At 72.8% G+C, this 2745-nt stretch carries 3 protein-coding genes; 1 reads left to right on the top strand and 2 read right to left on the bottom strand.

The window, feature by feature from the left end; genetic code table 11:
- Positions 1–7: 7 nt before the first annotated feature.
- Positions 8–1165 carry an ROK family transcriptional regulator gene (locus DVH02_RS25035; protein WP_114626099.1) on the bottom strand — a complete coding sequence of 386 codons (1158 nt, stop codon included), beginning with the start codon at positions 1163–1165 and terminating at the stop codon, positions 8–10.
- Between the two features lie 144 nt (positions 1166–1309).
- On the opposite strand from DVH02_RS25035, the gene DVH02_RS25030 reads away from it, so the two are divergent.
- Complete coding sequence (locus tag DVH02_RS25030) at positions 1310–1726, top strand: hypothetical protein (protein WP_114626098.1); 417 nt, start codon at positions 1310–1312, stop codon at positions 1724–1726.
- Positions 1727–1851: 125 nt separating this feature from the next.
- Here the strand turns inward: DVH02_RS25030 and DVH02_RS25025 are convergent.
- Positions 1852–2745 (bottom strand): MFS transporter (locus DVH02_RS25025; protein ID WP_114626097.1); only part of this gene is annotated, 894 nt, incomplete at its 5' end.

The raw sequence follows: 2745 nt of genomic DNA, 5'->3' as shown, positions 1-2745 counted from the left end.
CGTACCGTCAGCGGCGGGCCGTCACCGAGCCCTCCACCGCGAACAGCCGTTCCTCCACCTGGTCGAGGGCCAGCCGCAGCGCGCCCGTCGCCACCGCCGCCTCGCCGAGCAGCGACAGCGTCACCCTCGGCGGGCGCAGACAGCAGCGCGACAGCTCGTGGCGCAACGGGTCGAGGACCCCGTCCAGCCCCGCCGCCCAGCCCCCGATCACCACCAGCTCCGGATCGAGCGCCAGCACCAGCGCCGCCACGTCGTGCGTCAGCCGCTCGATGAACCGCTCGACGGCCCTCATCGCCCCGGCGTCACCCTCCTTGGCGCGGGCGAAGACATCGGCCACCGCCTGCTCGTCCAGCGGGTGCAGCGGTTCGTCCGTCGTGGACAGCAGCGTCTCCGGGGTCACCCCGCGCCCCAGCAGATGCAGCGCCCCGATCTCACCGGCGGCGCCACCGAACCCCCGGTGCAGCCGCCCGCCGATCAGCGCCCCGGCCCCGGGGCTCAGCCCGGCCAGGACGAACACCACATCGTCCGAGTCGCTCGCCGCGCCCTTCCACTGCTCCGCCACCGCCGCCGCGTTGGCGTCGTTCTCCACCAGCACCGGGCAGCTGAACGAGCGGCGCAGCCGTTCGCCCAGGGCGAGCCCCGTCCACTGCGGCAGCGCCGTGCCCAGCCGGACGGTCCCGTCGGCCTCCACGATGCCGGGGCTGCCGACGCCGACGGCCCGCAGGGAGCTGTGCGCCACCCCCGCGCTCTCCAGCACATCGGCGACGACGAGTCTGACGCGCTCCAGGCGTTCGTCCGCGTCGGCCGTCTCCGTGACCTCCCGCGCGCCCGCGCCGACGATCCGGCCGTCCAGCCCGGAGACCAGCGCGGCGACCCGGTGCGACCCGATCTCGATGCCGAGCAGGTGTCCGGCCTCGGCCCGGAATCTGAACCGCCGTGCCGGACGCCCCTGCTTGCGGGCCTCGCCCTCCTCCGGAGCGCACTCGGCGACCAGACCTGCCTCGGCCAGCCCTTCCACCACTCCCTCGACCGTCGGCCGGGAGAGCCCGGTGACCCGGGTCAGATCGGTGAGCGTGAGGGAGCCCGCGTCCCGCAGGGCGTGCAGCACCACGGCGGAGTTGATCCGCCGCAGCAGGGAAGGGTCTCCGCCGGTCAGCCGCCCCACGGTATGTCCTCCCAGCTCGTGCGCTCGTGAGGCGGATCGTACTCGGTGCCCGACGGCGCTGCGAGTGGTCCGCGTCACCCGTCCCGCGCCCCGTGGACGGCTGACGGGCAGCCAATTGTCAGTGGCCGAAGGTTTACTGGACCCATGACCACCGCACAGCACCTCGCCGTCATCGAGTTGCTGCGCGCCGCCGCCTTTCCGGCGGTGCGCGGCCCCACCGCGCTGGGCACCGGCGGGCCCGGATTCCACCTGGTGGAGCTGGCCGGGGGAGCGGATCCCGAGCAGTGCGGCGCCGAGCACACCGCGCTGGTCGACCTGCTGGCCGTCCGGCTGGGCGAGCCCGACGTCCTGAGCCTCTGGAGCCTCCAGGCCCGGGTCACCGGCGGCGAGGAGATACCGGAGCCGTGGCGGGAGCTGAGCGGCGGCCCCCGGTGGCTCCACCTGTGGTGGACCGGGGGCCGCTGGCTCGCGGTGGGGCTGGCGGACGGGTCGGCGCGGTGGGGGACGGACGGCGCGGGATGCCGGCTGATCGCGGCCGTCACGGAGACGGATCCTCCGTAGGAGGGCGTGCGCCGGGCACACGGAGCCGGGCACACGGATGCCGGGCACACGGATCCCGGGCACACGGATCCCGGGCACACGGATCCCGGGCACACGGATCCCTGGCACACGGATCCCTGGCCGGGTCAGTCGCCGACCTTCTCCAACCGGTCGCCGGGCACCGTTTCCTCCTGGCGGGCGCGGGCCCCACCCGGGTCGGTGGCGTCGTACGGCAGGTTCAGATCGCGGTCGCGCGTCTCCGGCGCCATCCGGGTGGCGACGAGGCTGACCGTCGTGATCAGCGTCATGTAGACGGCGACCGGTATCCACGACCCGGAGAACGCGGTGACGAGCGCGGTGCAGACCAGCGGCGCCACACCGCCGCCGATCACCGAGGAGAACTCGCGGCCCAGCGTGACCCCGGCGTACCGGTAGCGGTTGCCGAACAGTTCGGGGAAGAAGCTCATCTGGACGCCGACCGCGCCCTGACAGGCCAGGATGAAGCCGATGACGATCGCCACGGTGATCGCTGTCTTCGACCCGGAGTTCAGCGCGACGAAGGTGGGCACCGGCAGCAGCACCAGCGCGCTGAGAATCGTGGTGTAGACCGGCTTGCGGCCGAAGCGGTCGGAGAGAGTGCCGAAGCCGAGCGCCGCGATGCCGCCGCAGACCGCTCCCAGCAGCAGCACCTCCGGCACGAACTTCTTGTCCACGCCCACCGTCGTGACCAGATAGGAGGCCATGAAGACCTGGTAGGTGTACGACTGCGTGCTGATGCCCCAGTTCATGAAGAGGACCAGCAGCATCGGCCTGCGGCCGACTGTGAGTACCTCCTTCACCGGGGAGGCGGGCCGCTCCCGCTTCTCCTTCAGCTCCTGGAAGACGGGGCTCTCGTTGAGCTTGCGCCGGATGACCATGGCGACGACGGTCACGACCAGACTGCTGCCGAAGACCAGCCGCCAGCCCCAGCTCATCAGCGCGTCGTCCGACAGCCGCTGGGCGAGGATCCAGGCGACGGCGCCCAGCGGCTGTCGGACGAC

It is taken from the genome of Streptomyces corynorhini (assembly GCF_003346515.1).
In the GTDB taxonomy this organism is placed as follows: domain Bacteria; phylum Actinomycetota; class Actinomycetes; order Streptomycetales; family Streptomycetaceae; genus Streptomyces; species Streptomyces corynorhini.
The sequence above is the reverse complement of the archived record's forward strand: the minus strand, read 5'-3'. Positions and strand labels throughout refer to the sequence as shown.

Coding starts and splice junctions, on each gene's coding strand:
- DVH02_RS25030 (WP_114626098.1), top strand. CDS start 1,310: ATGACCACCGCACAGCACCTCGCCGTCATCGAGTTGCTGCGCGCCGCC.